The sequence below is a fragment of the Bradyrhizobium sp. CCBAU 45384 genome (genome assembly GCF_028128665.1).
Lineage (GTDB): Bacteria > Pseudomonadota > Alphaproteobacteria > Rhizobiales > Xanthobacteraceae > Bradyrhizobium > Bradyrhizobium manausense.
Genome location: NZ_LBIZ01000112.1, coordinates 86,334 through 112,283, shown reverse-complemented (window position 1 = coordinate 112,283; position 25,950 = coordinate 86,334). Strand labels below are relative to the sequence as shown.

The following is a 25,950-nucleotide window of genomic DNA, read 5'->3' as shown; positions in this document are numbered from 1 at the left end:
TCTTGATTGTAGCAATCTTGCCGCGTCTCGCGCGACCACGCCTCGCCAAGCAAGGTTCCGCCTCCGGCCCGTATCGGCCGGGATCAGGGCGCTTTTGCGGCGGGTACCCCAAGGAAGGAATCATACAATAGGGCCGCCACCCCAGCAACGATGGCCACGTCCGCGAGGTTGAAGACGTACCAATTGTAGGTATTTCCGCCGATTTCGATGTGGAACAGGGCGAAATCGACCACTGCGCCATAGGCGAAACGGTCGATGCCATTGCCAATGGCGCCGCCGATGATCAGTCCCAGCGCGACGGTGGCGAGCCGGGTCTGCGACCGCGCCATCCAGATCGCGAGCGCAATCACCGCGAGGACCTTCACCGCCATCAGCGCGATCTGCGCCGACTGGCTGTCGTTCTGCAGCCAGCCGAAGCTGATCCCGATGTTCCAGGCCAGCACCAGGTCGAAGAACGGCGTCACCTTCACCACGCCCTTGCGGGCGAGGTCGAACCCGTTCAGCAGCCAGAGCTTCGAGGCCTGATCGGCCACGAGTGTCACCACGGCCGCGATGATGCCGGCGCGGAGCGGGGTCATCGACCGGATCAAAAGCTCGCGCCCAACGCCTTCCATTCGCGCAGCGCCTTGGCGTCGCGCGGGGTGACGTCGGGATATTCGGCGTCCTCGCCGACCGTGGGCGAGATCTTCCAGGAGCGGGCGCATTTGGTGCCGACGGCCTTCTCGACCACGACCGCGACGCCGGGCACCGCATCGAGACGGAACGCATTGGCCGGCGCCTCGCCCTCGCGCACCTCGTAATTCGAGGTGATGCAGATCTCGGCGAGATCGATGTCGAACAATGTCGCCAGCATGTCGCGGTCGGCGACATAGATCACCGGCGAGGCCTCGAGCGAGGAGCCGATGTTCTTGGCGGCGCGTTCGAGCTCGAGCGCGCCGGTGACGACGCGTCGAATGTCACGGATCGTCTCCCACTTCGCGGCGAGCTTGTCGTCGCGCAGCTTTTCCAGGCCTTCCGGGAACAGCGTCAGATGCACCGACGGTTCGGCATCCGGCCTGTACATGCGCCAAGCCTCTTCCGCGGTGAAGCTCAGGATCGGCGCCAGCCATTTCAGGATCGAATCGCACAGCAGGTCGATCGTGGTCAGTGCCGCCTTTCGCGTCAGCGAGGACGGCGGATCGCAATACAGCGTGTCCTTGCGGATATCGAAATAGAACGCCGACAGCTCGCTGTTCATGAAGGCGGACAAGGTCGCGACCACGCTCTTGTAGTCGAACGTCTCATAGGCCTTGCGGACCAATTCAGCGCGGAGCGCGAGCTCGTGCAGCATCAGCTGCTCGAGCTCCGGCATCTCGTCGGGCGCGACGGCGTCGGCGGGCTTGTAGTGATGCAGCGTGCCGAGCATCCAGCGCACGGTGTTGCGCAGCTTGCGGTAGGTCTCGACCGTGTTCTTCAGGATCTCGGGCCCGATGCGCTGATCGTCGGTGTAGTCGCAGGACGCGACCCAGAGCCGCAGGATGTCGGCGCCGGATTCCTTGATGACGGCCTGCGGCTCGATGGTGTTGCCGAGCGACTTCGACATCTTGCGGCCGTCCTCGGCCTGGGTGAAGCCGTGGGTCAGCACGATGTCGTAGGGCGCGCGGCCGCGTGTGCCGCAGCTCTCCAGCAGCGAGGAGTGGAACCAGCCGCGATGCTGGTCCGAGCCTTCCAGATACATCACGGTGTCAGCGCCGCCGTCGACCTTGCGCTTGATGCCTGATAGCCCGGGGAAGTGCACGGGGTCTTCCAGCACGAAGGCGTGGGTCGAGCCGGAATCGAACCAGACGTCGAGGATGTCGTCGACCTTCTGCCAATCCTCGTGGGCACGCGGTCCGAGGAAGCGCTCGCGCGCCCCCGTCGCGTACCAGGCGTCGGCGCCTTCCTGTTCGAAGGCATCGCCAATGCGGGTGTTGACGGCCTCGTCCTGGAGGATCTCGGCGGAGCCGTCGCCCTTCTCGCGGACGAATACGGCGATCGGCACGCCCCAGGCGCGCTGGCGCGAGATTACCCAGTCGGGGCGGGCCTCGATCATGCCGGTGATGCGGTTCTCGCCGGATGGCGGCACCCATTGCGTCACCGAGATCGCGTGCAGCGCACGGGCGCGCAGGGTGTCGCCGGGCTTGGTCTTGCCGCCAGCCGCAATATCCTTGTCCATCGCGATGAACCATTGCGGCGTGTTGCGGAAGATCACCGGCTTCTTCGAGCGCCAGGAATGCGGATATTGGTGCTTGAGCCGGCCGCGCGCGAGCAGCTTGCCGCCCTCGATCAGCGCCTTGATCACGGCCTCGTTGGCGTCGCCTTTCTCGCCCTTGTCGCTGATGACCCGCTTGCCGGTGAAGCCGGGCGCCTGGTCGGTATAGGCGCCGTTCTCGTCGACAGTGTAGGGGATCGCACTGTTGATGCCCCGGGCATCGAGCTCACGGGTATTCGCCATCCAGACGTCGAAGTCCTCGCGGCCGTGGCTCGGCGCGGTGTGCACGAAGCCGGTGCCGGTGTCGTCGGTGACGTGGTCGCCGGCGAGCAGAGGCACGGTGAATTCATAGCCGCCGGCGAGCCCCTTGAGCGGATGGGCGCATTCGATCGCGTCCATGGTGTCGCCGGGGATATCGCGGACCTTCTCGAAAGCGGTCACGCGCGCCTGCTTGAACACTTCTGCGGCGAGGGCGTCAGCCAGGATCAGGTGATCGCCGCTCTTGGCCCAATTGTCCGCAGGCGCATCCGTCACCTTGTAGAGGCCATAGGCGATCTTCGGCGAGAACGAGATGGCGCGGTTGCCGGGCAAGGTCCAGGGCGTGGTGGTCCAGATCGCGACACTGGCCGATGCCAGGGCGCCATGCGCCGGCGAGGTCACCGGGAATTTCACCCAGACCATGTCGCTCGTGTAGTCCTCGTACTCGACCTCGGCCTCGGCGAGCGCCGTCTTCTCGACCACGCTCCACATCACCGGCTTGGAGCCGCGATAGAGCGTGCCGTTGGCGGCGAACTTCATCAGCTCGCGCGCGATCTGGGCTTCGGCCGGATAGTTCATGGTGGCGTAGGGATGGGCCCAGTCGCCGATCACGCCGAGACGCTTGAACTCCTCGCGCTGCACGTTGAGCCAGTGCGTCGCGTAGGCGCGGCACTCTTTCCGGAAATCGATCATCGCGGCACTGTCGCGGAAGTCGGGCTTCTGCTTGCCCTTCTTGCGATAGTTCTCCTCTTCGACCTTCCACTCGATCGGCAGGCCGTGGCAGTCCCAGCCGGGCACGTAGTTGGAATCGAAGCCGAGCATCTGCTGGCTCTTGGTGACGAGATCCTTGAGGATCTTGTTCAGCGCCGTGCCGATGTGGATGTTGCCGTTGGCATAGGGCGGGCCGTCATGCAGCACGAACTTGTCGCGGCCCTTCGCCGCCTCGCGCAGCTTCTCGTAGAGGCCGATCTCGTACCAGCGCTTGAGGATCTCCGGCTCGCGCTGCGGCAGGCCGGCGCGCATCGGGAATTCGGTCTGCGGCAGGAACAGGGTTTTCGAATAGTCCTTGGCTTCGGACTTTGCGGACTTTTGCGGCTTTTCGGACATGAGGCTGACTGGCTCGGAATGGCGCGGGAACGGATGGCGATGCGGAATCGCGGGGTGAAACGACAAAATCCCGGTCTTGCGTCGAGCCTTGAGGCTCAGACGGAAGCCGGGCTGCTAATCCCTATGATGCGCCGCGCAAACATGGGCTCTCCATAGCAGGGGGCCAAGGGAAGCGCAAAAGGTAGAAGCGCAAAGGTACGGCGGGCCGGTTTTGGGCCCTCAATCGACGGTCCCGAGCCGTGGAAACGCGTCCGGGGCGGCCGCCAGCATGGCGCGGGCCCGGGCGGAATCCTCGTCCATCTGGCGGATCAGGGCGTCGATATCGCCAAATTTCAGCTCCTCGCGGATGAAGCCGACAAAGGCGCAGTCCAGCGCCTGCCCGTAAAGGTCGCCCTTGAAGTCGAACAGGAAGATTTCCAGCAGCGGCGCGCCATTATCGAAGGTCGGGCGGCGGCCGAAGCTCGCCACCCCGTCCAGCCGCTCGGATCCCCGGCCGACCCGCACGGCGTAGATGCCGTGCTTCAGGCCGCAATTGGCATCGAGCCGGATGTTGGCGGTGGGATAGCCGAGGTCGCGGCCGCGCTTTTCGCCATGGATGACCTCGCCGGTGATGAACCAGGGTGCGCCCAGCATGGTGGTGGCCTCGTCGATCAGCCCCTCGGCGAGCGCGATCCGGATGGCGCTGGAGGAAACCGGCCGCTCGTCGATATCGACATGCGGCTGCACGTCGACCTCGATGCCGAGGCGCGGCGCCTCGTTGACCAAAAGGCTCGGCGAGCCGACCCGCCCCTTGCCGAAATGGAAGTCGTAACCGACCGCAATGCCGCTGACGCCAAGGCGCCCGATCAGCTCATGGTGAATGAAATCTTGCGCACTGGTCCCGGCTCTCGCCTTGTCGAAGGTCATGACCACGGCGCCGGCGAGCCCGGTCCCGGCCAACAACCGCAGCTTGGCGCGCTCGTCCGTCAGCCGGAATTGCGGGGTGTTGGGGCTGAAAAACCGGCGCGGATGCGGCTCGAAGGTCAGCGCCAGCGCAGGGCGGCCATGCGCCCGGCCCATTTCCAGGGCCGCCGCAATGACGGCCCGGTGGCCGAGATGGACCCCGTCGAAATTGCCCATGGCGACCACCGCGCCCCTCAGGATGGCGGAATCCGGCGTGGAATCGCGGATAACGGTAAATTGCGGGGCCATCAGGAGAATTCTCGAACCGGCGGGACCGGCCGCGACCGTGGCGTGACCCGGCCGATGAAGTCAAGCGGGGCGCGGCTGCCGCAAGGAACCCGATTTCGATCGCTCGTGGGCCGCCGCAGTTAACGCGCTGTTTAACGCCTTGATGCTACTGCTTGGGAGATGGAACTGAGGGGCCCCGCCTGTCAGGTCCGAATTTGAATATTCCTAGGTATGCGTTGGGGGAGTCGAGATGGCGGTTGATTTGTCGATGCCGGTTCTGGTGGTGGATGACTATAGCACCATGATCCGTATCATCCGGAATCTGCTGAAGCAGCTTGGCTTCGATAATATCGATGATGCCAGCGACGGCTCGGCGGCGCTGAACAAGATGCGCGGCAAGAAGTACGGGCTCGTGATCTCCGATTGGAACATGGAGCCGATGACGGGTTACGACCTGCTGCGCGAAGTGCGCGCAGATCCCAACCTCGCCACCACGCCCTTCATCATGATCACGGCGGAATCGAAGACCGAGAACGTGATCGCGGCCAAGAAGGCCGGCGTGAACAACTACATCGTCAAGCCGTTCAACGCGGCGACGCTGAAGACCAAGATCGAAGCGGTCTTCCCGGACATGGCGAGCGCGTAAGCGCGCGTCAAAGCCATCAACTGAATTTGGAAAAGCCCGGGCGATCGTCCCCGGGCTTTCTGCATTTCGGAGCTCACCACTTCAATTCGCGCATCAGCGCCTTCGGCGGGTGGCCGAACAATTCCAGCACCGACTTCGGATCGAGCTGGTCGAGGCCCTCGAACTCCTCGGCATGGATGCCGCGGGTGACGAACAGGCAATCGATACCGAATTCGCGCGCGCCGGTGAGGTCAGTCCGGACGGAATCGCCGATCGCCAGCACCTTTTTCCGGTCGATCGGGTGGCCCTGGCGTTCGCCGGCCAGCGCCATCGCGCGCTCATAGATCGGCCGGTGCGGCTTACCGTAGAAGATCACTTCGCCGCCGAGCTCGCGGTACAGCTCGGCAATGGCGCCGGCGCAATAGATCAGCCGGTCGCCACGCTCGACCACGATATCGGGGTTGGCGCAGACCAGCGTCAGCTTGCGTTCGCGCGCTTTCAGCATCATGCCGCGATAATCTTCCGCGGTCTCGGTCTCGTCGTCGTAGAGGCCGGTGCAGACGATGTAGTCGGCCTCTTCCAGCGGCGCAGTCGTCGCATCGAGGCCGCGATAGATCGAATTGTCGCGCTCGGGGCCGAGCCAGAACATCTTGCGGCCGGGATGCTCGGCGACATAGAGCCGCGTCAAATCGCCGGAGGAAACGATGGCGTCGTAGGTTTCGTCGGCGACGCCGAGCTTGCGCAATTGCCGCTGCACGGAGTCGGCCGGGCGCGGTGCGTTGGTGATCAGGATCACCGTACCGCCATGGCTGCGATAGGTGTGCAGCGCCTCGCAGGCCTCGGGAAAGGACTCCAGGCCGTTATGGACCACGCCCCAGATGTCGCTGAGCACGACATCCACTCCACTTACGAGCTCGCGCAGGCTTTGGGCAAAATGCAGCGTGGTCATGACGCGCGCGGCCGATCAGATGCGGCGCGCGAGCGCCGCGTTGCCGGTGATCCGCTGCGACGGGGCGGCAGGCGACGCAGCTGATACTGCGCCTGACGTCGTGCCTGGGCTTGAGGTAGCGGGGCCATTGGATCCCTGAATGTCTTGCGCCTGGTTCGGCGAGGTCCCGCCGGTAGCAGATGCCCCCTCAGGCCGCAATGGCCGGGGCGGCGCGAACAAAAAGCCCTGGCCGAACCGCACGTCATAGTCGAGCAGGTCGACCACTGCGCGCTCGCCCTCGATCCGCTCCGCGATCAAATCGATCCCGAAGCGGCCGAGCAGGTCGGACAGGTCGGAGGGGTGAATGTCCGAAGTCGAGGCCTGCTTCGGGTCGAGCAGGAGTGACGCCGGAACCTTGATGAAGCGGACGCCGCGGTCGGCAAGCTCGCGCGGCTCGATCCTGAGGTCCGTGACATGGTCGATCGAGAAGCGGAAGCCGCGCTGCGCCAGCGCCGCCAGATTCTCCGTCTCGGCCGGACCAAGCGCGCGGAAGGTCGATTGCTTGAACTCCAGCACCAGCGACGACGCCAGCGCGCGATTGGCCTCGAGGAAATCCAGGCATTGCGCAAAGGTGGTGGAATTGCCGAGCGTCGAAGCCGCGACATTGCAGAACACGCCGACATCCTTGCTGCGCACCATCAGCCGGCGCAGCACCTGGACACAGCGCAGCAACACCATGTTGTCGATCCGCCCGATCAACCCGGAGGCCTCGGCGAGGCTGATGAACTCCTCGGCGGCAATCAGCTGATCGCGCTCGTCGCGCAGCCGGGTCACGGCCTCGTAGAACCGGACCTTGCGCTGCGGCAGCGTCACCATCGGCTGCAGGAAGATGTCGATGCGGTTCTCGTCGATGGCGCCGCGCAACGTCGCCAGCATCTGGGTCTGGTTGCGCCCGTTGACGGCATGAACGGCGCTGGCGGTCTGGGGCGGGACCGCCGGCGGCGTCGGCCGCGGCGGTGCGGCAGGGAGCGGCGGAGGAGCGGCCGGCCGCTCATCAAAGGGCGCAATCAGGTCGATCGGTGCTTCCACCGCCGGCCTTGCGACCGGAGCAGGGGCGGGCGCATGACCGGCCAGCAGGTCCTCATGGGTCGACACCGTGGCAGCAAGCTGCCGGACCAGCCCGCCGAGCTCGTTGATCTCGCCGACCACCGACTGGACCCGATCGGAATTGGTCGAGTTGGACGAGGCGATGCGGCCCTCCATCGCGGCGAGCCGCCGCCCGAACTCGGCCACCTGGCGGGCGAGGTCGGCGGTGCCGCGCGACAAGTCGGCGATCTGGCCGCCGACGTCGCTGCGGTCGCGCAGCCGCATCGACACCGCGTTGTAGAGGATCAGGAAGGTCAGCGCGGTCAGCGCCACGATCGCGGATTCGGTTCCGTTGATGCCGGCGACCGAGTAGAGCACGAGTCCGAGCGATGCCGCGACCAGGACCATGCAGATGGCGATGAAGATCGTCGAAATGCGAATCATGCCGCGCGTTACGCCTCAAGAGCTGACTGCCTCACCCGGGAAACACGGGCTGCCATTCGCACCCGTCGCGCCTCATGCTCCCCCAAGCGTGCATGACCTTAACATCATTGTTGATTCGAGGGGATAGCACTGCGCAGGCGTGCGGGTGTTCGTCAGGACTGCGCGGCGGCGCCGACTGTGTCGGCCGAGACCGCCTCGCGGCTGCCGAGCGGCTTGGGCGGCCCGGTCGTCGTATCCCGCAGGGTTTGTCGTTCGATCTCCGAGTTCAGCTCGGCACCGAACATGATGACGATTGCCGACATCCACATCCACATCATCAGGCCGATCGCAGCTCCAAGCGAACCGTATGTCGCGTTGTAGTTGGCGAAGGCCGACAGATACCAGGACAGCAGCGCGGAGCCTGCGATCCAGAGCAGGGCGGCCGTGAGCGCGCCGATGCTCAGCCACTCCCAGCGCGGCGCGTCGCGGCTTGGCGCGAAGCGGTAGAGGATGGCGAGCGCCACCAGCAGGATGAGAAACAGCAGCGGCCATCGCGCCAGCGCCACGATCAGCTTGCTCTCCGGTGCAAGGCCGAGATGATCGAGCGCGAGCGGGAAGGCGACGACAGCGGCCACCATCAGCAAGAGCGCCACGATGCCGCCGACCGTGAAGGCCAGCGACACCAGATTAAGTTTGATGAAGCTGCGCTTCTCGCGTTCCTCATAGGCGACATTGAGGGCGTCGAAGATGGATTTGACCCCGGCATTGGCGCTCCATATCGCCAGCACGAGGCCGAACAGGAAGGTGGCGCCGAGCGCCGTATTGCCCTTGGAGACCACGCGCGCGACCTGGTCCGAGACGATCTGGAACGAGCCCTCCGGCAGCATCGTCGCCAGCGTCTGGAGATTGCCGCTGATGGTCGAGGGATCGGCGAACAGTCCGTAGGAGGAGACCAGCGCGGTCACCGCGGGAAAGATCGCGAGCAGTCCGAAGAACACCACGCCGCCGGCGGTCGCCAGCAGACGATCGTCGCCGATGCGCTGATAGGTGCGCCAGAAAATATCCTTCCAGCCAGCCCAGGGGATTTTGAACGGGCTGGTCGAGCGGCGGCCATGGCCGGGCTGCATGGCGGCGCTTGCCGGGTTCGTTTCCGGTGAATTCGCCTCGTTGTTGCGACGATCTTCGGCTGGTCCCGGCCGGATGAACCCGGACTCCTGAAAATAGCGCTCTGCGGTCAGCACGAACACGGCTGTGGCGGCCACCAGCAGCCAGCTGTCGAGCTGCTCGGTCTGCCGCGCCGGCATCATGCGTCCTGGCTGCGGGCGGGGCGCCGCCGGCGCGCCGCGGTGAAGCCGACCAAAGTGAGAGCCGCCAGCATCAAGCCTAGCTGCACGGGCCTGATGGTGCGAGCCGAAGAACCATTGTTCTCATGGCCGCGTTCGCCCGGCGCGAGCGGCGCCAGCGGAATCGTCGTCGCCACTTCCTTCACCGCCTGCTTGACCGTTCCGCGCGGGATCCGTGGCGTCGCAATCGCCACGCGCATCCGGCTGGCGAGCGGCACGATCGGCTTGGTCCGGCGGTTCATTTGCGCCATCGCCACCCCGGCGCAGATTGCTGCCAGCACCAGCAGCACCGCTGCGACGGCACCAAAGCCCCAGAACTGCCCGTAGTTGATGGCGACCCAGCGATACAGCGCGACCAGGCCGACGAAGAAGGCCGCGATCACGAATAGACCGGCCACCGCGAACAATGCCGCCGCAACCGCATAGGACGTCACCCGTCCGGTGGTCTGGCTGGCGCGATCACGCAGGTAGGACCGCGCGGCGCGCTTGAGATGGTTGAGTTTCAGCGCCATGCCGGCGCGCAGCAATTCGCCCGATGGCGCGAGCATGCGGACACCCTCCGAGAGCGAGAAGTTCGTCGGGGAATGAACGTGGCGGAATTTGACTTGTTCCGTTGCGCGCGTTCGATCAGCCGAGATCGGCGGCCGCGATCCAGAACACCTCGCCCTCGGAATCCTCGGTGTCGAGCCAGAGCAGGGGCAGTTCCGGAAAGGCCTCGTCGACCAGCTCGCGGCCGCGGCCGATCTCGCAGATCAAGCCGCCATCGCCCGTCAAATGATCGGGCGCATCGCGCAGGATGCGGCGGACCACATCAAGACCGTCGGCGCCGCCGTCGAAGGCGAGCTTCGGCTCGGCCCGGCATTCCGGCGGCAATGCCGCCATGCCTTCGGCATCGACGTAGGGCGGGTTGGTAATGATCAGGTCGTATTTGTTATCCCCGAGCGGCGCGAACAGATCGCCGCGGTGGAGCGTGATCCGCTCATCGAGGCCATGGTCGCCGACATTGCGTGCGGCGACTTCAAGCGCGGCCTTGGAGATGTCGACTGCGTCGACCGTGGCATCAGGGAAATGATAGGCAGCGAGGATCGCAAGGCATCCCGAGCCGGTGCAGAGATCGAGCACGCGCTCGACGGCGGTGGGATCGTCGATCAGTGAGCCCCCCTCGCCGTCGCCGCCGAAATGCGAATCCAAGAGCTCGCCGATGAAGGAGCGCGGAACGATGACGCGCTCGTCGACATAGAAGGGCAGGCCGCGCATGTAGATCTTGTTGACGAGATAGGCGGCCGGTTTGCGCGTCGTGACGCGCCGATGGATGAGATCGAGCAGGGTCTTGCCTTCCGCCGCGGTGACGCGCGCGTGGGCAAAGCTCTCGAACTGGTCGGGATGAAGATGCAGGGCTTCGCAGACCAGGAAGGCGGCTTCGGCGACCGGATCGGTCGTGCCATGGGCAAAAGCGAGCTTGGCTTCGACAAAGCGGCTCACCGCATAGCGGACGAAGTCGAGCAGAGTGAGAAGCTCGCCGGGCCCCACTTTCGCAAGTTTCGGCGCGGCGCGGCCGCGCGCGGTCTTTTTCGCAACTCTCGCCATCAGGATTTGGCCCAGCGTGCAGCGGCCTCGTCGTCACGGGAGTGGGCCTCAACCCAGCCGGTGCCGGTGGCGCTCTCTTCCTTCTTCCAGAACGGGGCGCTGGTCTTGAGATAGTCCATCAGGAACTCGGCGGCTTCGAACGCCGCCCTTCGGTGTTGCGAGGCGGTGAGCACCAGCACGATGTTCTGGCCGGGCTCGAACCGCCCGACACGATGAATGACCGTGACGCCATTCAGCGGCCAGCGCGAGATGGCCTCGTCGACATGGCGCTTGATCTCTTCCTCCGCCATGCCGGGATAATGTTCGAGCGTCAGCGCCGCGATCTTGGAGCTGTCCTCGTCGGCGCGGCAGATGCCGGAGAAGCTGACGACCGCGCCGATGTCGGTGCGGCTCTTGGTCAGGACCGCGATCTCGCGCGCAATGTCGAAATCGTCCTGCTGGATGCGGATGGCGACGGGGCAGGTGGTGGCAGCGGAGCTCATGGCCTAGCCGCCGGTCATTGGCGGAAAGAACGCGATCTCGCGGGCACCGGCGATGGCGGCGTCCGCCTTGACATGGGCGTGGTCGATCGCGGTGCGGATCACCTTCGGCTTCTCGAAGGCATAGGCGTAGGCTTCGCTTTGAGCGGACAGCCAGGCGATCAGCTCCTCGACGGTGCGTACGGTCGCGGGCGGGTCGATCGTCTCCTCGGCTTTGCCGACACGCTCGCGCACCCAGGCGAAATACTTCACCTTCATCCCTCATCCTCCTTGATGAGGTGGTGGATGCCGGCGCGGAAATAATCGTAGCCGGTATACATGGTCAGGATTGCCGAGGCCCACAGCAGGCCGAGGCCGATCAGCGAGACCACGGGGACGACCTCGTCGCCGGCGGGACCGGCGAGCAGGAAGCCGATGGCGACGAGCTGTACAGTCGTCTTCCACTTGGCGAGCTTGGTCACGGGCACGCTGACGCGCAGCGCCGCGAGATACTCGCGCAAGCCCGAGACCAGGATCTCGCGGCACAGGATCACGATGGCAGCCCACAGCGACCAGCCATGGATGATGCCGTCGGCGGCCAGCATCAGGAGGCACGAGGCGACCAGCAGCTTGTCGGCGATCGGGTCGAGCATCCGGCCGAATGCCGATTGCTGATTCCAGATGCGGGCATAATAGCCGTCGAGATAATCCGTGACCGCAGCGCCGATGAAGATCGCGACCGCGACCCAGCGCAGCCACAACGGATAGTCCATGATCGACTGCGCATAGATGCATCCGACCACGACCGGGATCGCGGCGATCCGGCCATAGGTCAGGATGTTCGGGAGGGACATCGCGCGGCTGGTCGTCCCTCGTGTCGTGGCGATGTTCATCCGTCCTACCAATACCGCTCAAGCCTGAAGGTCAACCGTCCGTCCCAGATGGGTACAGGATGCGACGACCATATGACTACCGCCCCTTTAGTTCACCCCGGCTGGGGATGGAAATAGTCGAATATCCTGCGGGCGCTCTCGGCGCTCACCCCAGGAACCTTGCCGAGATCGGCGATCGAGGCCCGTTCGATCTCCTTCAGGGTTCCGAAATGATGCAGCAAGGCACGTTTGCGTGACGGGCCGATGCCCGGAATCTCCTGCAAACCGGCCTCGCGAATGTCCTTCTTGCGCAGCTTGCGGTGCGAGCCGATGACGAAGCGGTGGGCCTCGTCCCGCAGGCGCTGGATGAAATAGAGCACGGGATCGCGCGGCTCCAGCTTGATCGCCTCGCGCTCCGGCATGAACAGGGTCTCGCGGCCGGCATCCCGGTCCGGCCCTTTGGCGACCGACATCAGCGAGACCTGGGTCAGGCCGAGATTGGCAAAGATTTCCCTGACAGCATTGAGCTGGCCGCGGCCGCCGTCGATGATCACGAGGTCGGGCCATTGCGGGAAGTCGTCGTCCTTGGCCTTGTTATTTTCCTTGGCCGCGCTCTCCTCGGGCGGATTGATCAGGCGCTTGAAGCGGCGCTCCAGTACCTCGCGCATCATGGCGAAGTCGTCGCCCGGCGTGATCCCTTCCGATTTGATGTTGAACTTGCGGTACTGGTTCTTCACGAAGCCATCGGGGCCCGCGACGATCATGGCGCCGACCGCATTGGTGCCCTGGATATGGCTGTTGTCGTAAACCTCGATGCGCTTGGGCGCATGCGGCAGGTTCAGCGTCGTGGCCATGGCGTCGAGCAGGCGGCTCTGGGTTGCAGTATCGGCGAGCTTGCGGCCGAGCGCCTCGCGCGCATTGGTCAACGCGTGGGTGACGAGCTCCTTCTTCTCGCCGCGCTTGGGCGCTGTCACCTCGACCTTGTGGCCGGCCTTGATCGACAGCGCATTGGCGAGCAGCTCCATCTCCTCGATCTCGTGCGAGAGCAGGATGCTCTTCGGCGGCGGCTTGTCGTCGTAGAACTGGGCGAGGAAGGAGCCGAGCACCTCCTCAGGCGTATAGCTCTTCTCGGCACGCGGAAAATAAGCGCGGTTGCCCCAGTTCTGGCCGGTGCGGAAGAAGAATACTTCGACGCAGGAGAAGCCGCCTTCCTGGTGGATGGCGAACACGTCGGCTTCTTCCACCGTGCGCGGATTGATGCCCTGCTGCGACTGGATCGCCGACAGCGCGGCGAGGCGGTCGCGATAGAGCGCTGCGCGCTCGAACTCGAGCTCACCGGCGGCTTTCTCCATCTCGGCGGCAAGCTCCTGCTTCACCGCATGGCTCTTGCCGGAGAGGAAGTCGGTGGCCTCGCGCACCAGCGTCGCATAACCGCCAAAGTCGATCTCGCGGGTGCAGGGGCCGGCGCAGCGGCGGATCTGGTAGAGCAGGCAGGGCCTGGTGCGGCTCTCGAAAAAGGAGTCCGTGCAGGAGCGGATCAGGAACGCGCGCTGCAAGGCCGTGATGGTCCGGTTGACCGCGCCGGCGGAGGCGAACGGGCCGAAATACCGCCCGGGCCGGGTCTGCGCGCCGCGATGCTTGAGGATCTGCGGCGCCCAATGGTCGCCGGTGATCAGGATATAGGGAAACGACTTGTCGTCGCGCAGCTGCACGTTGAAGCGCGGCCGCAGCTGCTTGATCAAATTGGCTTCCAGCAGCAGCGCCTCGGTCTCGGTCGTGGTCGAGACGATCTCCACGGTCACCGTGGCCGCGATCATGCGCAGGATGCGCGCCGGCAGCGGCGCGCTCTGGCGCGCGTAGCTCGACAGGCGCTTTTTGACGTTCTTGGCCTTGCCGACATAGAGCACGTCGGCGTTCGCACTGAGCATGCGATAGACCCCGGGCGAGGTGGGCGCGAGCCGGACCGCGCGCTCGATCGCCTCGTGACCTGAGGCCAGCGGCTCGTCGCCGATCGCGCCGCTCTCTTCCAGAATATCGGGCAGCCGCGCATCGTCCTCGTCATCGCCGCCGCTGGTGGCGGGATCGAGGTCCGGCGGCGCCGTGTCCTGCGCCGTGTCCTGGGGTGGGGCGTCTGACGCGGCCTGCCGCGTTTTGCGCGCGCGTGCCTCGCCCGGCTTGTCGGGGGAATCGTGAACCATTGTGCGAATTTAGGCGCTGGGGGGGCCGATTTGAAGTTCCGGCCATGCCGCGCGCACAGGATGGCGCGCAGTTCCCGGTAACGCTTCCTTAAGTCTGTTAACAGCGCGGTAAGGGGTCTTAACAGCCCTTTAACTTAAAACTCTCGATAAATCCTACGCGAAATAGTGGTGGTTCCGTAACCATTGGCCTGGCCCGGCGGTGCGGGCATCGCGTCCGGTTACGGCGTTTGCGTTGGAGTGTGGAATGAAGAGGCTCGTTGTGGGCGCGGCTGCGTTGGTTGCGGCCGGCTGGACGGCTTCGGCAGGGGCCGCCGATCTCAATTACGGGCAGCGAGCGCCCTATACGGTCAATCAACCGCTCAATGCCTATAGCTGGGCCGGCCCGTATCTCGGCGCCAATCTCGGTTACGAATGGGGCTCGGTAAGCAACAATCCCGCAAAGCCCTCCGGCTTCGTCGGCGGTGTGCAGGCCGGCTACAATTTCCAGAACGGTCCATGGGTGTTCGGCGTCGAGGGCGACATCCAGGCCGCAGGTGCCGATGACACCTTCGCGCCGTGGAAGTTCTCCAATCCCTGGTTCGGCACCCTGCGCGGCCGCGCCGGCTACGCCTTCAGCAACATTCTGGTCTACGGCACCGCCGGCCTCGCCTTCGGTGAGCTGCGCGCGCAGACTTTCGGCTGGACGGAATCGCACACGACGGCCGGCTGGACCGCCGGCGTCGGTGCGGAAGTCGGCCTTGCGCCGAACTGGAGCGCGAAGCTCGAATATCTCTACATCGATCTGTCGTCGAGCCAGTTCGCAATTACAGGCGTGTCAAATGGCTATAGCGCCAGCGTTGTGCGCGCAGGCGTGAACTATCACTTCTGATAGCGGAATAAGAAAATACCGGACTACAGCCTCCCGGCCGCTCGCGGCCGGGACTTTTTTGCGTCAGGTTTTTTAGGTCGGGGTCGCTACGAAAGGATCACGAGATTGACCGCTTTCGGCCCCTTCCCCTTCTTGTCCGGCTCGACTTCGAACGTGATACGCTGTCCTTCGGCAAGGTCCTTCAGTCCCGCCCGCTCCACGGCGGTGATGTGAACGAAGACATCGCGACCGCCGTCGTCCGGCTTGATGAAGCCGTAGCCGCGTTCGCCGTTGAAGAACTTGACCGTTCCCGTATTGGCCATCGGGAAACTCCCCCTCATTGCTCCTCCGTCGCAACGCAGACGCGCGTCGCGACATGACCGGGCCTTACGAAGCCCGGGAGAGCTGGCCATCCTCGGGCGGACCCATCGGTCCGACCGGGATCTTTCTTGGGCCTTCACTCCGCCGCAACCATTCGCGGAAGCGGAACGTAAAGCCAGTCACGAAAACAGCATAATACGGTTCTCTGCAGATTGACTACCGCTACTGCATATTTTTCCCATGAATGCCGGGGTGTTACGGCCTCGGCACCTCCAACCGGTATCTGGCAGCCCCGCCCTGGCCGAGTGGCATTTCCAGCTCGGGCAGGATCGTCCTGAGCTCGCCTTGCAGCGTGTAGGGCGGATTGACAATCAGAAGTCCTGTCGAGGTGAGGGCCGCGCCATCAAGTTGCGGCGCGACGCTGAATTCGAGGCGGAGACATTTTCCAGGCGTCTTTGCTGCAGCTGCGGTGCGCGCCACGTCTTGCGCCAGCGTATCGGTGGCGCGCCTGGACTTGGCGGGATACCAGATCACATAGATACCGGTCGGCCATTTCGCGAAGGCCGTGGAGAAGGCTTCACTCAGCCTTTCGAACTCGTCTTTCGCCTCGAAGGGCGGGTCGATCAGCACCAGCCCGCGCCGCTCCTTCGGCGGCACGAAAGCCGGCAGCGCCATCCAGCCGTCGAGATCGACCACGCGCGCCTGTTCGTCGCGCCGCAGCACGTCGATCAGCGCCTTGCGGGCTCTCGGCTCGAGCTCGCAGGCCACGAGGCGGTCCTGTGGCCGCATCAATCCGCGGGCGATCAGGGGCGAGCCCGGATAGGCCTTGAGCTCGCCCTTCGGATTGAAGGCGCGAACGATGTCCATGTAGGGCTTGGTCAGGGCCACTGTCTCGTTCGACAGGCGCGCCTGCATCAGCCGAGCGATTCCCGTCAGCCACTCGCCGCTGCGGCGCGCCTCGTCGCTGTCGAGATCATAGAGGCCAGCACCCGCATGGGTGTCGATGACCCGGAAGGCGGCCGGCTTGTCCTGCAAATAGGTGAGAATACGCGCCAGCACGATGTGCTTGATGACATCGGCGAAGTTGCCGGCGTGAAAGGCGTGGCGGTAGTTCATGGGCGAGATTTACGACATCGCGCGATGAAAGTAACTGTTGTCATTCCGGGGCGGCGCGACAGCACCGAACCCGGAATCCATTTCGCCATCGGCAATGGGCCCAGATGGATTCCGGGCTCGCGCTTCGCGCGCCCCGGAATGACGATCTGAAGACTAATCCTAACCCCCCCTGATCGGCGGCATCGTCACCTGGTCGCGGCGGCAGCTGCGGCGTTCGAGCTCCTCGCAGGCGCGAAATTGCAGGTCCTTGCTGAGGCAGATGCGAACCTCGGAGAGCCGGGTCCGGTTGCAGGTGACCGAGACGGCTGCGTTGCTCAGGCCCGGATTGGCCTTGATGAAGGCTTCTTCGACCTCGCCGGGGGCCACCGTCTTGGCCTGCGACAGCTCAAGATACTCGGGCGGAATCTTGATCGCGGCGCGCGCCTTGCGGATCGTCTCGAAGTAGTTGCGGCCGTCGAGCCCGGAGCAGGTGCCGTGCTTGTCCCACTCGTTGAAGATCAGGCCTGGCGCGGGCATCAGATCGAGCATCGAGGAGACGATGTTGCGGTTCAGCCGCGGTGACGGCCGTTGGCAATATTCCGGAAAGCCGCTCTCGTATTGCGGCCACAGCCCGTGCACCACAAAGGAATAGGGCCGTCCCTCGCACTGAATGTTCGAACGCCCGCCGCTGCGACCGCGCTCTGCCGCTTCCTCGCAGAAGGACGGTGACCACGACAGTGACAGCACATAGAAGTCGAACTCGCCGGGTGCGTTCTGCCGCTTGTCCTGGGCTCTCGCGCCACCCGCCAGCGAAACCAGCCCCGCCGCAAGGGTCAGCGAGATCAGGAGGCGGGAGAACGAATGCAATCTAAAATAAAACATAGCAACGCCCCTCAACTAGACTGTGCAATCAGCCTAGCAGCCATCCAGAACATTTCAAGAACAAATTTCGAGCGACCCGCGCAGGTCGCTTGATCGGGCCGAATCAGGCGCCTCGGTTTAAGGCTCTTCAGTTCAAGGCTTGGCGGCGCGGCAGGAGGGATTGTAGGCCCAGTTGCGGTCGAGCCCGACCACGCACCATTCGACACCCTGGCCGTAACCGGCAAAGCCGCCATCCTCGATGATCGAGAAGTGCACCCGGCGCATCTTGCCGTCAGTGAGCATGGCCTCGCCGGTGCAGTAGCGGCGCGGAATGTTGTCCGATGCCCAGGGGCGGAAGGCGGTCTCGTGAACGTTCGAAAATCCCGTGATCTGCAGCGGCGAATTCCAGAACGAGCTTTCCTTCTCCCAGAACTGGGTCGAGATCGTCGGCAGCGCCTTGTCGCACTCGGCAACGCGGCCGTCGTAGCGCGGTCCGCTCAGCCAGAAGTTCAGCTCGAGCGGATTGGCCGCCTTGGCCTCACCGAGCGACAGCGCTCCGAACATGAGGCCGAGGACGGCGGCAAAGCGGAACGATTTCGGGGAGGGGGCGCGCATGGGCAATCCGGACAGCTGGTCTTGCGGAGGCTGGACGGTGCCGCGAAGGCCGGGAGAGGTCAAGTGCAGCGCGGCAACACTCGGCCAGGAGTTGATCACAACGTCGCATCCGGCAGGCCTTCCGTTCTTTTCACCGCCGCGCCCGCACCGTAAGCTGGGGCCAACCAATCGGAGTGACGGGAATGCGAATCATTGCGGCTGCGGGCCTTCTTGCCAGCCTGGTTGTCTCGGGGATGATGGCGAGCCAGTCGGCGCGCGCCGATATCCTGCCGGTGCCGCCGTTCAAGGGCAACGACACCGGCGGCATCATCGCCTATTCGATGGCGACGCAGGTCGATGCGCGTCAGGTCGCGGTCGATCACTGCGCGCGCTATGGCAAGGTGGCGAAATTCCTCGCAGTGCAGGCCTATGAGGGCGGCTACATCTCGTTTTCCTGCCGCTGGGTGCCCTATGGCGCTGCCGACCGGCCGATCCGCACGCTCTACTAAGGCGCGTTCGAAACGCTAAAGCATGATCCGGAAAGGTGTGAAGCGGTTTTCCCTCGCGACATCAGCGGAACGCGTTTGCGCGGAGATCATGCTCAAACAAACAGCTAAAGCGCGATGACGATTCAACCCAATCTCATCGCGCCTTAGCCACGACGTCTCAGCCGGGAGTCTCTCCTATGACGCGCAAGCTTGCTTTGCTCGGATCAGTCGCTTGTTTTTTGGTGTCGGCAGGAAGCGCCTTGGCCGACGATCTGCCGGTGCGCAAGGCCGGCCTCTGGGAAATGAAGATGGCCAGGTCAGGCTCGGCGATGCCGGAGATGACCATGCAGCATTGCACCGACGAGAGCGTCGACAAGGAGATGGCCAACAACGTTTCCCCGATGGCCAAGCAGATTTGCTCCAAGCAGGACGTCAAGAAAACCGCGACCGGCTATATCAGCGATTCCGAGTGCAGCGTCGCCGGCATCAACACGACCTCGCATGCCGAGATATCAGGTGATTTCAACTCGGCCTACACCGTGAAGACTTCGTCCCATGCGCAAGGCGGCGCCGCCGGCACCGCGGGGCGCGACACCTCCATGACGCTGGAAGCGAAATGGCTCGGCGCCTGCAAGCCGGACCAGAAGCCCGGCGACATCGTGATGCCCGGCGGCTTCAAGATGAACATACGCGACGTCGACAAGCTGAAAGCGCTGCTGCCGAAGTAAAGGCGGTGAGATCCTAGCCCGGATGGAGCACAGCGAAATCCGGGGCGCCGCGAAGAAGAATCCCGGATTGCGCTTCGCTTCATCCGGGCCGCGGCAGCTAAACGGGTATCCTCACGCTCGCCCTCAACCCGCCCATCGGGCTGTCGGCCAGCGTGATGTCGCCGCCATGCGAACGGGCGATGTCGCGGGCGATCGCAAGGCCAAGGCCGGTGCCGCCTTCGTCCTGGTTGCGGGCGTTGTCGAGCCGCAGGAACGGCTTGAACACTTCTTCGCGCAGATGTGCGGGGATACCTGGGCCGTCGTCGTCGACCGTGACGGTCAGATAGCGGTGGTCGCGCTGGCCGGAGATGGCGATGGCCTTGCCGTAGCGCGCGGCGTTGGTGACCAGGTTGGCGAGGCAGCGCTTGAACGAGGCCGGCTTCACCGTCACCACGGGCAGCCCGGTGAATGTCACGGTCGCGGCGTGACCGTGGCGTTCGGCGTCGCTGCGCAATTCTTCCAGCGCCTGAGCCATGTCGGTCGGTTGCGACTGCTCGCCGGAATCGCCGCGGGCGAAGGCGAGGTAATCCTCCAGCATCATCGACATTTCGTCGACGTCCTTGCGCATGCCCTCGAGCTCCGGACTGTCGCCGATCAGCTCCAGCTCGAGCTTGAAGCGGGTCAGGATGGTGCGCAGGTCGTGGCTGACGCCGGCAAGCATCGCGGTGCGCTGCTCCATCGCGCGTTCGATGCGCGACTTCATCTCGAGGAAGGCGCCCGCCGCGCGCCGCACCTCGCGCGCGCCGCGCGGCCTGAAGTTCGGCGCCTCGCGGCCCTTGCCGAAGCTCTCCGCGGCGTCCGCCAGCCGCAGGATCGGCTTGATCTGGTTGCGCAGGAACAGCACCGACACGATCAGCAGGATGGAGGACGTGCCGACCATCCAGAACAGGAAGATCTCCGAGTTCGAGGCGTACGCGGCGCTACGCTGCGCAAACACGCGCATCACGGCATCGTCGAGCTGGATGCGGATCTCAACGAGGTTGGAACGGCCGACCGTGTCGATCCAGAACGAGCGTCCGATCTGTCGGCCGAGCTGCACCGACAGCGTCTGGTCGAGCAGCGAGAAGAACGGCTTTGGTCCCGGCGGCGGCATGTCGCCTGCGGGGAGGAAGTCCACCACAAGGCCGAGACGCTGCTGCGCGATGCGGCGGATCTGGTCGCGATCCTTGTCTTGCGGATAGCCCTTGTAGACGTCGATCAGCGTGGCGATGTCCTGCACCACGGCTGCGGAGAGGCGGCGCGTCACCGTGTTCCAGTGCCGCTCCATGAACACGAAGGCGACGACCGATTGCAGGATCACCATGGGCACGATCATGATCAGCAATGCGCGCGCATAGAGGCCGGTCGGCATCCAGCCCTTGAACGCATTGCCCATCCAGCCATTGGCGGCAGAGACGCGCCCCGCGGCGCTTTTCAGCAGCGTCAGGCCGGTGTCGATCGTGCTCATCTGGCGCGCTTCACTTGACTATGGCGAGGCGACCAGCCGGTAGCCGATGCCGCGCACCGCTTGCAGGAACAACGGATTGGCGGGATCGGTCTCGATCTTGCGCCTGAGGCGGTTGATCTGCACGTCGACGGCGCGCTCGTTGACGCTGCCATTGCCGGTGAGCGCGCTGCGCGGCACGGTCTCGCCGGGCGTCTCCGAGAGAATGCGCAGCATCTCGCGCTCGCGGTCGGTGAGATGAATGACCTCCTCGCCCTGGCGCAACTCGCCGCGATCGAGGTGATAGACGTACGGGCCGAAGGCGATCTTCTCCACCGCCGCGACCTGGACCGGCGGCGCGGCGCGCTTGAGGATGTTGTTGATGCGCAGCGCCAGCTCGCGCGGCTCGAACGGCTTTGCGACATAATCGTCGGCGCCGATCTGCAGGCCCTCGATGCGGGCCTCGGCCTCATGCCGCGCGGTCAGCATCACGATCGGGACCGAGGACGACGTGCGGATGAAGCGGGCGAGATCGAAGCCGGTCTCGCCAGGCATCATCACGTCGAGGATCAGCAGGTCGAAATGCAGCCCGAGCAGTTTCGCCCGGGCATCGCCCGCGCTGGCGGCGGTGGTGACGCGATAACCTTCGGCCGCGAGGAAGCGCGAGAGCAGATCGCGGATGCGGCGGTCGTCGTCGACCAGCAGCAGATGCGGGGCGTCGTCGGCCGGTTGCGCCGGCGGGCGGACGAGCGTGGCAGCGAGCGGCACGGTCACTCCTTTGAGTCTTGATTGGTGGCGAAGATGGTCTCCAGCACCTTGTCCGGATCGTCGCGGTCGATCATCGCGCGCAGGAAGCGCTTGACCGTCTCGGCATCAGCAGGCGCCATCTCGGCGAGCGCCCTGGTGATCCGCGTGGTCTGGAGGCCGGCGAGCTTCTGCACCAGCGCCTCGCCCTTCGGCGTCGCATAGAGCAGGCGCTGGCGGCGGTCATTGTCGCCGGTCTTCTGCACGATGTAGCCCTCGTCCAGCAGCTGCTTGAGCACCCGGCCGAGCGATTGTTTTGTGATGCGCAGGACGTCGAGCAGGTCGGCGACCTTCAGGCCCGGGTAGCGGTAGACGAAGTGCATGACCCGATGATGGGCCCGGCCGAAGCCGAACGCCTCCAGCTCCTGGTCGGGGTCGCCGACGAAGTCGCGATAGGCGAAGAACAGCAGCTCTATGATATCCCAGCGCAAATTGCCTCCATCGCCTGCTGCCGGCCGTGGCGCGGCAGCGTCTTGAGAGGGAGTTGCGAAATTTATGTCAGGCATATTGACGTATCTTGGGTTCAATGTTACAAAACGATCAGCCCGCACGAAATTTTAGATCGTTTCGCATCGGGCGGCATTCCTGACAGGTGGCCGGAGTTAGCCGGACAGGTGGCGACGGCCGGATCAGATCTACCGTGCGATTGTCGAGCGGCATTTCGGCAAAACATACTGGACTTCCGCCTTCCGCAAAAGCATGTCCTGCCGAGGACATGCTGGCCACGGAAACCGGCCGTAACAAGGCTGGCGGTGGTTCGGCCAGAAACCACATCAAGCCAGCCGGGCCCAAACAGGGGCGGCCGGCGCCAGAACAGCGCCGCCACCGGCAGCGGGAGGCAAGGACATGAGCATGAAATTCGACATCCAGCCCGCATCCAATCCGACGCCCGAGAAGGACCGGGTGGCCAAGCTGGTCGATCCCGGCTTCGGACGCGTCTTCACCGACCACATGGCCGTGGTCCGCTACAACCAGGCCAAGGGCGGCTGGTACGAGGCGAAGATCGAGGCGCGCGCCAATTTCCAGATCGATCCGGCCGGCGCGGTGCTGCACTACGCCCAGGAAATTTTCGAAGGCCTCAAGGCCTATAAGCGCGACGACGGAGGCGTGAACCTATTCCGCCCCGACGCCAATGCGCGCCGCTTCAAGGATTCCGCCGATCGCATGGCGATGGCGCAATTGCCGGAGGACGTCTTCATCGAGGCAGTCGAGCAGGTCGTGCGCATCGATCGCGCCTGGATGCCGGGCGGCGAGGGCAGCCTTTATCTGAGGCCATTCATGATCGCGAGCGAGACGTTCCTCGGCGTCAAGCCGTCGTCCGAATATATCTTTGCGGTGATCGCCTCGCCCGTCGGCTCTTATTTCAAGGGCGGCCCCGCGCCTGTTTCGATCTGGGTTTCGGAGAACTACACGCGCGCCGCGGTCGGCGGCACCGGTGCGGTCAAATGCGGCGGCAACTATGCGGCGAGCCTGCGCGCGCAGGCCGAGGCGATCCAGCACGGCTGCGATCAGGTCGTGTTCCTGGATGCGGTCGAGCGCCGCTATATCGAGGAGCTCGGCGGCATGAACGTGTTCTTCGTGTTCGACGACGGCTCGCTCTCGACGCCGCCGCTCGGCACCATCCTGCCCGGCATCACCCGCGACTCCATCATCGCGCTCGCCCGCGATGCCGGAAAGACCGTGCGCGAGGAGCCGTACTCGCTGGATCAGTGGCGCAAGGATGCGGCCTCAGGCCGGCTGAAGGAAGCCTTCGCCTGCGGCACCGCGGCGGTGATCTCGCCGATCGGCAAGGTGCGCTCGGTCAGCGGCGATTTCGAGATCTCGGGCGGCGCCGCAGGTCCCGTCGCCATGGGCCTGCGCAAGCAGCTCGTCGACATCCAGTACGGCCGCAACAACGATCCGCACAACTGGATCCGTAAGGTGTTTTGAGACCTCGTGTCCCGGACGCGGAAAGCGCGAGCCGGGGCCCAGAATGCGAGTTGCCGGGCCCCGGATCAGCAGCGCACCACCCCGCCAAGAGGCGGCGCGTTGCGCAGCATCCGGGGAACGCCAGTCGAGAAAGAGGGAAAGGCCCACTGTTGCCGCATTGCGCGTCGGCTGGTAAACGCCCGCATGGCCGAAAAACCCAAAAAACCCCAGAAACTGAAGGCGCGGCTGCCGCGCGGGCTTGAGGATCGCGATCCCGCCGCGATCCGGGCGACGCGCGAGATGGTCGAGAAGATCCGCGCCGTCTACGAGCTCTACGGCTTCGAGCCGGTGGAGACGCCGGCGATGGAATATACCGACGCGCTAGGCAAGTTCCTGCCCGACCAGGACCGTCCGAACGAGGGCGTATTCTCGTTCCAGGACGACGACGAGCAGTGGATCAGCCTGCGCTACGATCTGACCGCGCCGCTGGCCCGCTATGTCGGCGAGCGCTACGGCACCGACGGTCTGGTCCTGCCCTATCGCAGCTACCGCGTCGGCTATGTCTTCCGCAACGAGAAGCCCGGCCCCGGCCGCTTCCGCCAGTTCATGCAGTTCGATGCCGACACGGTCGGTTCGGCAACGCCGGCGGCGGATGCCGAGATCTGCATGATGGCGGCGGACACGATGGAAGCGCTCGGCGTTGCGCGCGGTCAGTACGTGGTGAAGGTCAACAACCGCAAGGTGCTCGACGGCGTTCTCGAGGCGATCGGGCTTGCGGGTGAGGAGAATGCGGCGCGCCGCCTGACCGTGCTGCGCGCGATCGACAAGCTCGACAAGTTTTCCGCTGACGAAGTCCGCAAGCTGCTCGGTCCCGGCCGGTGGGATGGCGGTGAGGAAGGCAAGGGCGACTTCACGAAGGGCGCTAATTTGAATGCAGCCGAGGCCGACGTCGTTCTCGCCATCACCAGGCCGCGCGAGGACTGGAAAGAGGCGATCGCCGCCGCGGAGACCTACCTCGCCAAGAGCCCGGTCGGTCAGGCTGGCGTGAGCGAGCTGGAAGAAATTGCAAAACTGGTGACGGCGTCGGGTTACGGCGCCGACCGCATCAAGATCGATCCCTCCGTCGTGCGCGGCCTCGAATATTACACGGGCCCCGTCTACGAGGTCGAACTACTGCTCGACACCAAGGACGACAAGGGCCGCCCCGTGCGCTTCGGCTCGGTCGGCGGCGGTGGTCGTTATGACGGTCTCGTCTCCCGCTTCCGCGGCGAGCCGGTGCCGGCGACTGGTTTCTCGATCGGCGTTTCGCGTTTGCAGGCCGCGCTGACGCTGCTCGGCAAGCTCGACACGCGGCCGGAAGTCGGCCCCGTCGTCGTCACCGTGTTCGACCGCGACCGCGTCGCCGACTACCAGAAGATGGTGGCGACCTTGCGCACCGCCGGCATCCGCGCCGAGCTCTATCTCGGCAATCCCAAGAACATGGGCAACCAGCTCAAATATGCCGACCGCCGCAATTCTCCTTGCGTGATCATCCAGGGCTCGGATGAAAAGGCACGCGGCGAGCTCCAGATCAAGGATCTGATTGAAGGTGCGAAAGCGGCCGCCGCCATCGCCTCCAACCAGGAATGGCGCGAGACGCGGCCGGCGCAGTTCTCGTGCAGCGAGGCCGACCTCGTTGCAAAAGTGCGCGAGGTCCTCGCGCGCCATGACGTGAAGTGGGGATAGCCATTCGCCCTATTCGTCATGCGCGGGCTTGACCCGCGCATCCATCTTCAAAATGATGGATTGCCGGGTCAAGCCCGGCAATGACGAAACGGCAATATCGAAGCAGCAGGGAGACAACAATGCCTGAGATCACCGTCAGCATGGCCGAAGGCCGCACCGACGAGCAGAAGGCCGGCATGATGCGCGACATCACCCAGGCGCTGGTGAAGAATCTCGGCGTCGATGCCGAGGCCGTCGTCATCCAGATCAACGAAGCCCCGCTCCGCCACAAGATGAAGGGTGGCAAGACGTTCGTGGAGCGCGCGGCGGCGGCGAAAAAGTAACGCGTTAGCGTCATTCCGGGGCAGCCCGTCAGGGCTGAACCCGGAATCTCGATCGACAATCTCTGGATTCCGGGTTCGCGCGTCGCGCGCCCCGGAATGACGAGCAGGCGCCATGGACGCACGCGATTTCATCAAGATCGGCATGAGCGCCGAGCGCACGCTGGTCGTGCCGGCCGAGCGCACAGTCGGGCATTTCGTGCCGGGCATGCCCATGGTCTACGCGACCCCGATGATGATCCTGGAAATGGAGATGGCCTCGGGCGATGCGATTCGCTCGGCGCTCCAGCCGGGCTGGGTCACCGTCGGCACCGAGGTCGACATCCGCCATCTCGCCGCCGCGCTGGTCGGCGCGACGGTGCGGACCACGGCGAAAGTGATCGCCGTGGAGCGCCGCGTGATCCGCTTCGAGGTCGAGGCATTCGAGGGGACGCGCAAGCTCGGCGAAGGCCGCCACGCGCGCGGGCTCATCAATGTCGAGCTGTTCAACAAGCGCCTCGGTGCCTAGCCAA

The 25,950-nt window shown here is 64.8% G+C and carries 27 protein-coding genes; 8 read left to right on the top strand and 19 right to left on the bottom strand.

The window, feature by feature from the left end; genetic code table 11:
- Positions 1 to 83: 83 nt before the first annotated feature.
- The 3 genes from lspA to XH80_RS23965 form a co-directional block, all read right to left on the bottom strand.
- Complete coding sequence (gene lspA / locus XH80_RS23975) at positions 84 to 578, bottom strand: signal peptidase II (protein WP_271600673.1); 495 nt, start codon at positions 576 to 578, stop codon at positions 84 to 86.
- An 8-nt stretch (positions 579 to 586) separates the two neighbouring features.
- Positions 587 to 3,595 carry an isoleucine--tRNA ligase gene (gene ileS / locus XH80_RS23970; RefSeq protein ID WP_271600672.1) on the bottom strand — a complete coding sequence of 1,003 codons (3,009 nt, stop codon included), beginning with the start codon at positions 3,593 to 3,595 and terminating at the stop codon, positions 587 to 589.
- Between the two features lie 219 nt (positions 3,596 to 3,814).
- The gene (locus XH80_RS23965) at positions 3,815 to 4,786 is read right to left on the bottom strand and encodes a bifunctional riboflavin kinase/FAD synthetase (RefSeq protein WP_220006451.1); all 972 of its coding nucleotides are present in this window, start codon (positions 4,784 to 4,786) and stop codon (positions 3,815 to 3,817) included.
- Positions 4,787 to 5,015: 229 nt separating this feature from the next.
- Here XH80_RS23965 and XH80_RS23960 point away from each other — a divergent pair, with 229 nt between their 5' ends.
- Positions 5,016 to 5,411 (top strand): response regulator, encoded by a 396-nt coding sequence (locus XH80_RS23960; RefSeq protein WP_027551917.1) that lies wholly within the window; start codon positions 5,016 to 5,018, stop codon positions 5,409 to 5,411.
- Between the two features lie 73 nt (positions 5,412 to 5,484).
- Here the strand turns inward: XH80_RS23960 and XH80_RS23955 are convergent, their stop codons facing one another.
- From XH80_RS23955 to uvrC, 9 genes are all read right to left on the bottom strand, one after another.
- Positions 5,485 to 6,339, bottom strand: coding sequence for a TIGR01459 family HAD-type hydrolase (locus XH80_RS23955; RefSeq protein ID WP_271600671.1), 855 nt, complete (start codon positions 6,337 to 6,339; stop codon positions 5,485 to 5,487).
- Between the two features lie 15 nt (positions 6,340 to 6,354).
- Positions 6,355 to 7,848, bottom strand: a complete 1,494-nt coding sequence (locus XH80_RS23950; RefSeq protein WP_271600670.1) for an EAL domain-containing protein — start codon at positions 7,846 to 7,848, stop codon at positions 6,355 to 6,357.
- A 152-nt stretch (positions 7,849 to 8,000) separates the two neighbouring features.
- Complete coding sequence (locus tag XH80_RS23945) at positions 8,001 to 9,131, bottom strand: YihY/virulence factor BrkB family protein (protein WP_271600669.1); 1,131 nt, start codon at positions 9,129 to 9,131, stop codon at positions 8,001 to 8,003.
- The gene (locus XH80_RS23940; RefSeq protein ID WP_271600668.1) at positions 9,131 to 9,718 is read right to left on the bottom strand and encodes a phage holin family protein; all 588 of its coding nucleotides are present in this window, start codon (positions 9,716 to 9,718) and stop codon (positions 9,131 to 9,133) included. The genes XH80_RS23945 and XH80_RS23940 overlap by 1 nt, the downstream gene beginning before the upstream one ends.
- A 79-nt stretch (positions 9,719 to 9,797) precedes the next feature.
- The gene (gene prmB / locus XH80_RS23935) at positions 9,798 to 10,757 is read right to left on the bottom strand and encodes a 50S ribosomal protein L3 N(5)-glutamine methyltransferase (RefSeq protein ID WP_271600667.1); all 960 of its coding nucleotides are present in this window, start codon (positions 10,755 to 10,757) and stop codon (positions 9,798 to 9,800) included.
- Positions 10,757 to 11,239 carry a molybdenum cofactor biosynthesis protein MoaE gene (locus XH80_RS23930; RefSeq protein ID WP_271600666.1) on the bottom strand — a complete coding sequence of 161 codons (483 nt, stop codon included), beginning with the start codon at positions 11,237 to 11,239 and terminating at the stop codon, positions 10,757 to 10,759. The genes prmB and XH80_RS23930 overlap by 1 nt, the downstream gene beginning before the upstream one ends.
- A gap of 3 nt (positions 11,240 to 11,242) precedes the next feature.
- Entirely contained in the window at positions 11,243 to 11,494 is a 252-nt protein-coding gene (gene moaD / locus XH80_RS23925; RefSeq protein WP_220006456.1) for a molybdopterin converting factor subunit 1, read from the bottom strand.
- Complete coding sequence (gene pgsA, locus XH80_RS23920) at positions 11,491 to 12,108, bottom strand: CDP-diacylglycerol--glycerol-3-phosphate 3-phosphatidyltransferase (protein ID WP_057741644.1); 618 nt, start codon at positions 12,106 to 12,108, stop codon at positions 11,491 to 11,493. The genes moaD and pgsA overlap by 4 nt, the downstream gene beginning before the upstream one ends.
- Before the next feature lie 92 nt (positions 12,109 to 12,200).
- Positions 12,201 to 14,285, bottom strand: a complete 2,085-nt coding sequence (uvrC, locus tag XH80_RS23915; protein WP_271600665.1) for an excinuclease ABC subunit UvrC — start codon at positions 14,283 to 14,285, stop codon at positions 12,201 to 12,203.
- Between the two features lie 244 nt (positions 14,286 to 14,529).
- On the opposite strand from uvrC, the gene XH80_RS23910 reads away from it, so the two are divergent.
- Positions 14,530 to 15,153: an outer membrane protein gene (locus XH80_RS23910; protein WP_271600664.1), complete on the top strand. Its 624-nt coding sequence runs from the start codon at positions 14,530 to 14,532 to the stop codon at positions 15,151 to 15,153.
- 86 nt (positions 15,154 to 15,239) lie between these two features.
- Here XH80_RS23910 and XH80_RS23905 read toward each other — a convergent pair whose 3' ends face one another.
- The 4 genes from XH80_RS23905 to XH80_RS23890 all read right to left on the bottom strand — a co-directional run bounded on the left by XH80_RS23905 (position 15,240) and on the right by XH80_RS23890 (position 18,024).
- The gene (locus XH80_RS23905; protein ID WP_027534220.1) at positions 15,240 to 15,455 is read right to left on the bottom strand and encodes a cold-shock protein; all 216 of its coding nucleotides are present in this window, start codon (positions 15,453 to 15,455) and stop codon (positions 15,240 to 15,242) included.
- 253 nt (positions 15,456 to 15,708) lie between these two features.
- Positions 15,709 to 16,569 carry a 23S rRNA (adenine(2030)-N(6))-methyltransferase RlmJ gene (locus tag XH80_RS23900; RefSeq protein WP_271600663.1) on the bottom strand — a complete coding sequence of 287 codons (861 nt, stop codon included), beginning with the start codon at positions 16,567 to 16,569 and terminating at the stop codon, positions 15,709 to 15,711.
- 159 nt (positions 16,570 to 16,728) lie between these two features.
- Positions 16,729 to 17,430: a ribonuclease T2 gene (locus tag XH80_RS23895; protein WP_271600662.1), complete on the bottom strand. Its 702-nt coding sequence runs from the start codon at positions 17,428 to 17,430 to the stop codon at positions 16,729 to 16,731.
- 132 nt (positions 17,431 to 17,562) lie between these two features.
- Positions 17,563 to 18,024, bottom strand: a complete 462-nt coding sequence (locus tag XH80_RS23890) for a hypothetical protein (protein ID WP_271600661.1) — start codon at positions 18,022 to 18,024, stop codon at positions 17,563 to 17,565.
- Between the two features lie 182 nt (positions 18,025 to 18,206).
- Between XH80_RS23890 and XH80_RS23885 the strand changes: the two genes are divergently transcribed.
- Positions 18,207 to 18,512 carry a hypothetical protein gene (locus XH80_RS23885; RefSeq protein WP_271600660.1) on the top strand — a complete coding sequence of 102 codons (306 nt, stop codon included), beginning with the start codon at positions 18,207 to 18,209 and terminating at the stop codon, positions 18,510 to 18,512.
- A gap of 176 nt (positions 18,513 to 18,688) precedes the next feature.
- Positions 18,689 to 19,219, top strand: a complete 531-nt coding sequence (locus XH80_RS23880; protein ID WP_271600659.1) for a DUF3617 domain-containing protein — start codon at positions 18,689 to 18,691, stop codon at positions 19,217 to 19,219.
- 97 nt (positions 19,220 to 19,316) lie between these two features.
- Here the strand turns inward: XH80_RS23880 and XH80_RS23875 are convergent, their stop codons facing one another.
- The 3 genes from XH80_RS23875 to XH80_RS23865 are packed head-to-tail and all read right to left on the bottom strand — an operon-like array spanning position 19,317 to position 21,991.
- Positions 19,317 to 20,705 carry an ATP-binding protein gene (locus XH80_RS23875; RefSeq protein WP_271600658.1) on the bottom strand — a complete coding sequence of 463 codons (1,389 nt, stop codon included), beginning with the start codon at positions 20,703 to 20,705 and terminating at the stop codon, positions 19,317 to 19,319.
- A gap of 18 nt (positions 20,706 to 20,723) precedes the next feature.
- Complete coding sequence (locus tag XH80_RS23870; RefSeq protein WP_271600657.1) at positions 20,724 to 21,455, bottom strand: response regulator; 732 nt, start codon at positions 21,453 to 21,455, stop codon at positions 20,724 to 20,726.
- On the bottom strand, positions 21,452 to 21,991 hold the full coding sequence (locus XH80_RS23865; protein ID WP_057741615.1) for a MarR family winged helix-turn-helix transcriptional regulator: 540 nt from the start codon (positions 21,989 to 21,991) through the stop codon (positions 21,452 to 21,454). The genes XH80_RS23870 and XH80_RS23865 overlap by 4 nt, the downstream gene beginning before the upstream one ends.
- A 340-nt stretch (positions 21,992 to 22,331) precedes the next feature.
- On the opposite strand from XH80_RS23865, the gene XH80_RS23860 reads away from it, so the two are divergent.
- From XH80_RS23860 to XH80_RS23845, 4 genes are all read left to right on the top strand, one after another.
- Complete coding sequence (locus tag XH80_RS23860; RefSeq protein WP_271600656.1) at positions 22,332 to 23,414, top strand: branched-chain amino acid aminotransferase; 1,083 nt, start codon at positions 22,332 to 22,334, stop codon at positions 23,412 to 23,414.
- Between the two features lie 183 nt (positions 23,415 to 23,597).
- Positions 23,598 to 25,118, top strand: coding sequence for a histidine--tRNA ligase (gene hisS / locus XH80_RS23855; RefSeq protein WP_271600655.1), 1,521 nt, complete (start codon positions 23,598 to 23,600; stop codon positions 25,116 to 25,118).
- Between the two features lie 80 nt (positions 25,119 to 25,198).
- Positions 25,199 to 25,441: a tautomerase family protein gene (locus XH80_RS23850; RefSeq protein ID WP_083513895.1), complete on the top strand. Its 243-nt coding sequence runs from the start codon at positions 25,199 to 25,201 to the stop codon at positions 25,439 to 25,441.
- Between the two features lie 112 nt (positions 25,442 to 25,553).
- The gene (locus XH80_RS23845) at positions 25,554 to 25,946 is read left to right on the top strand and encodes a thioesterase family protein (protein ID WP_271600654.1); all 393 of its coding nucleotides are present in this window, start codon (positions 25,554 to 25,556) and stop codon (positions 25,944 to 25,946) included.
- The last annotated feature ends 4 nt before the right edge of the window (positions 25,947 to 25,950 follow it).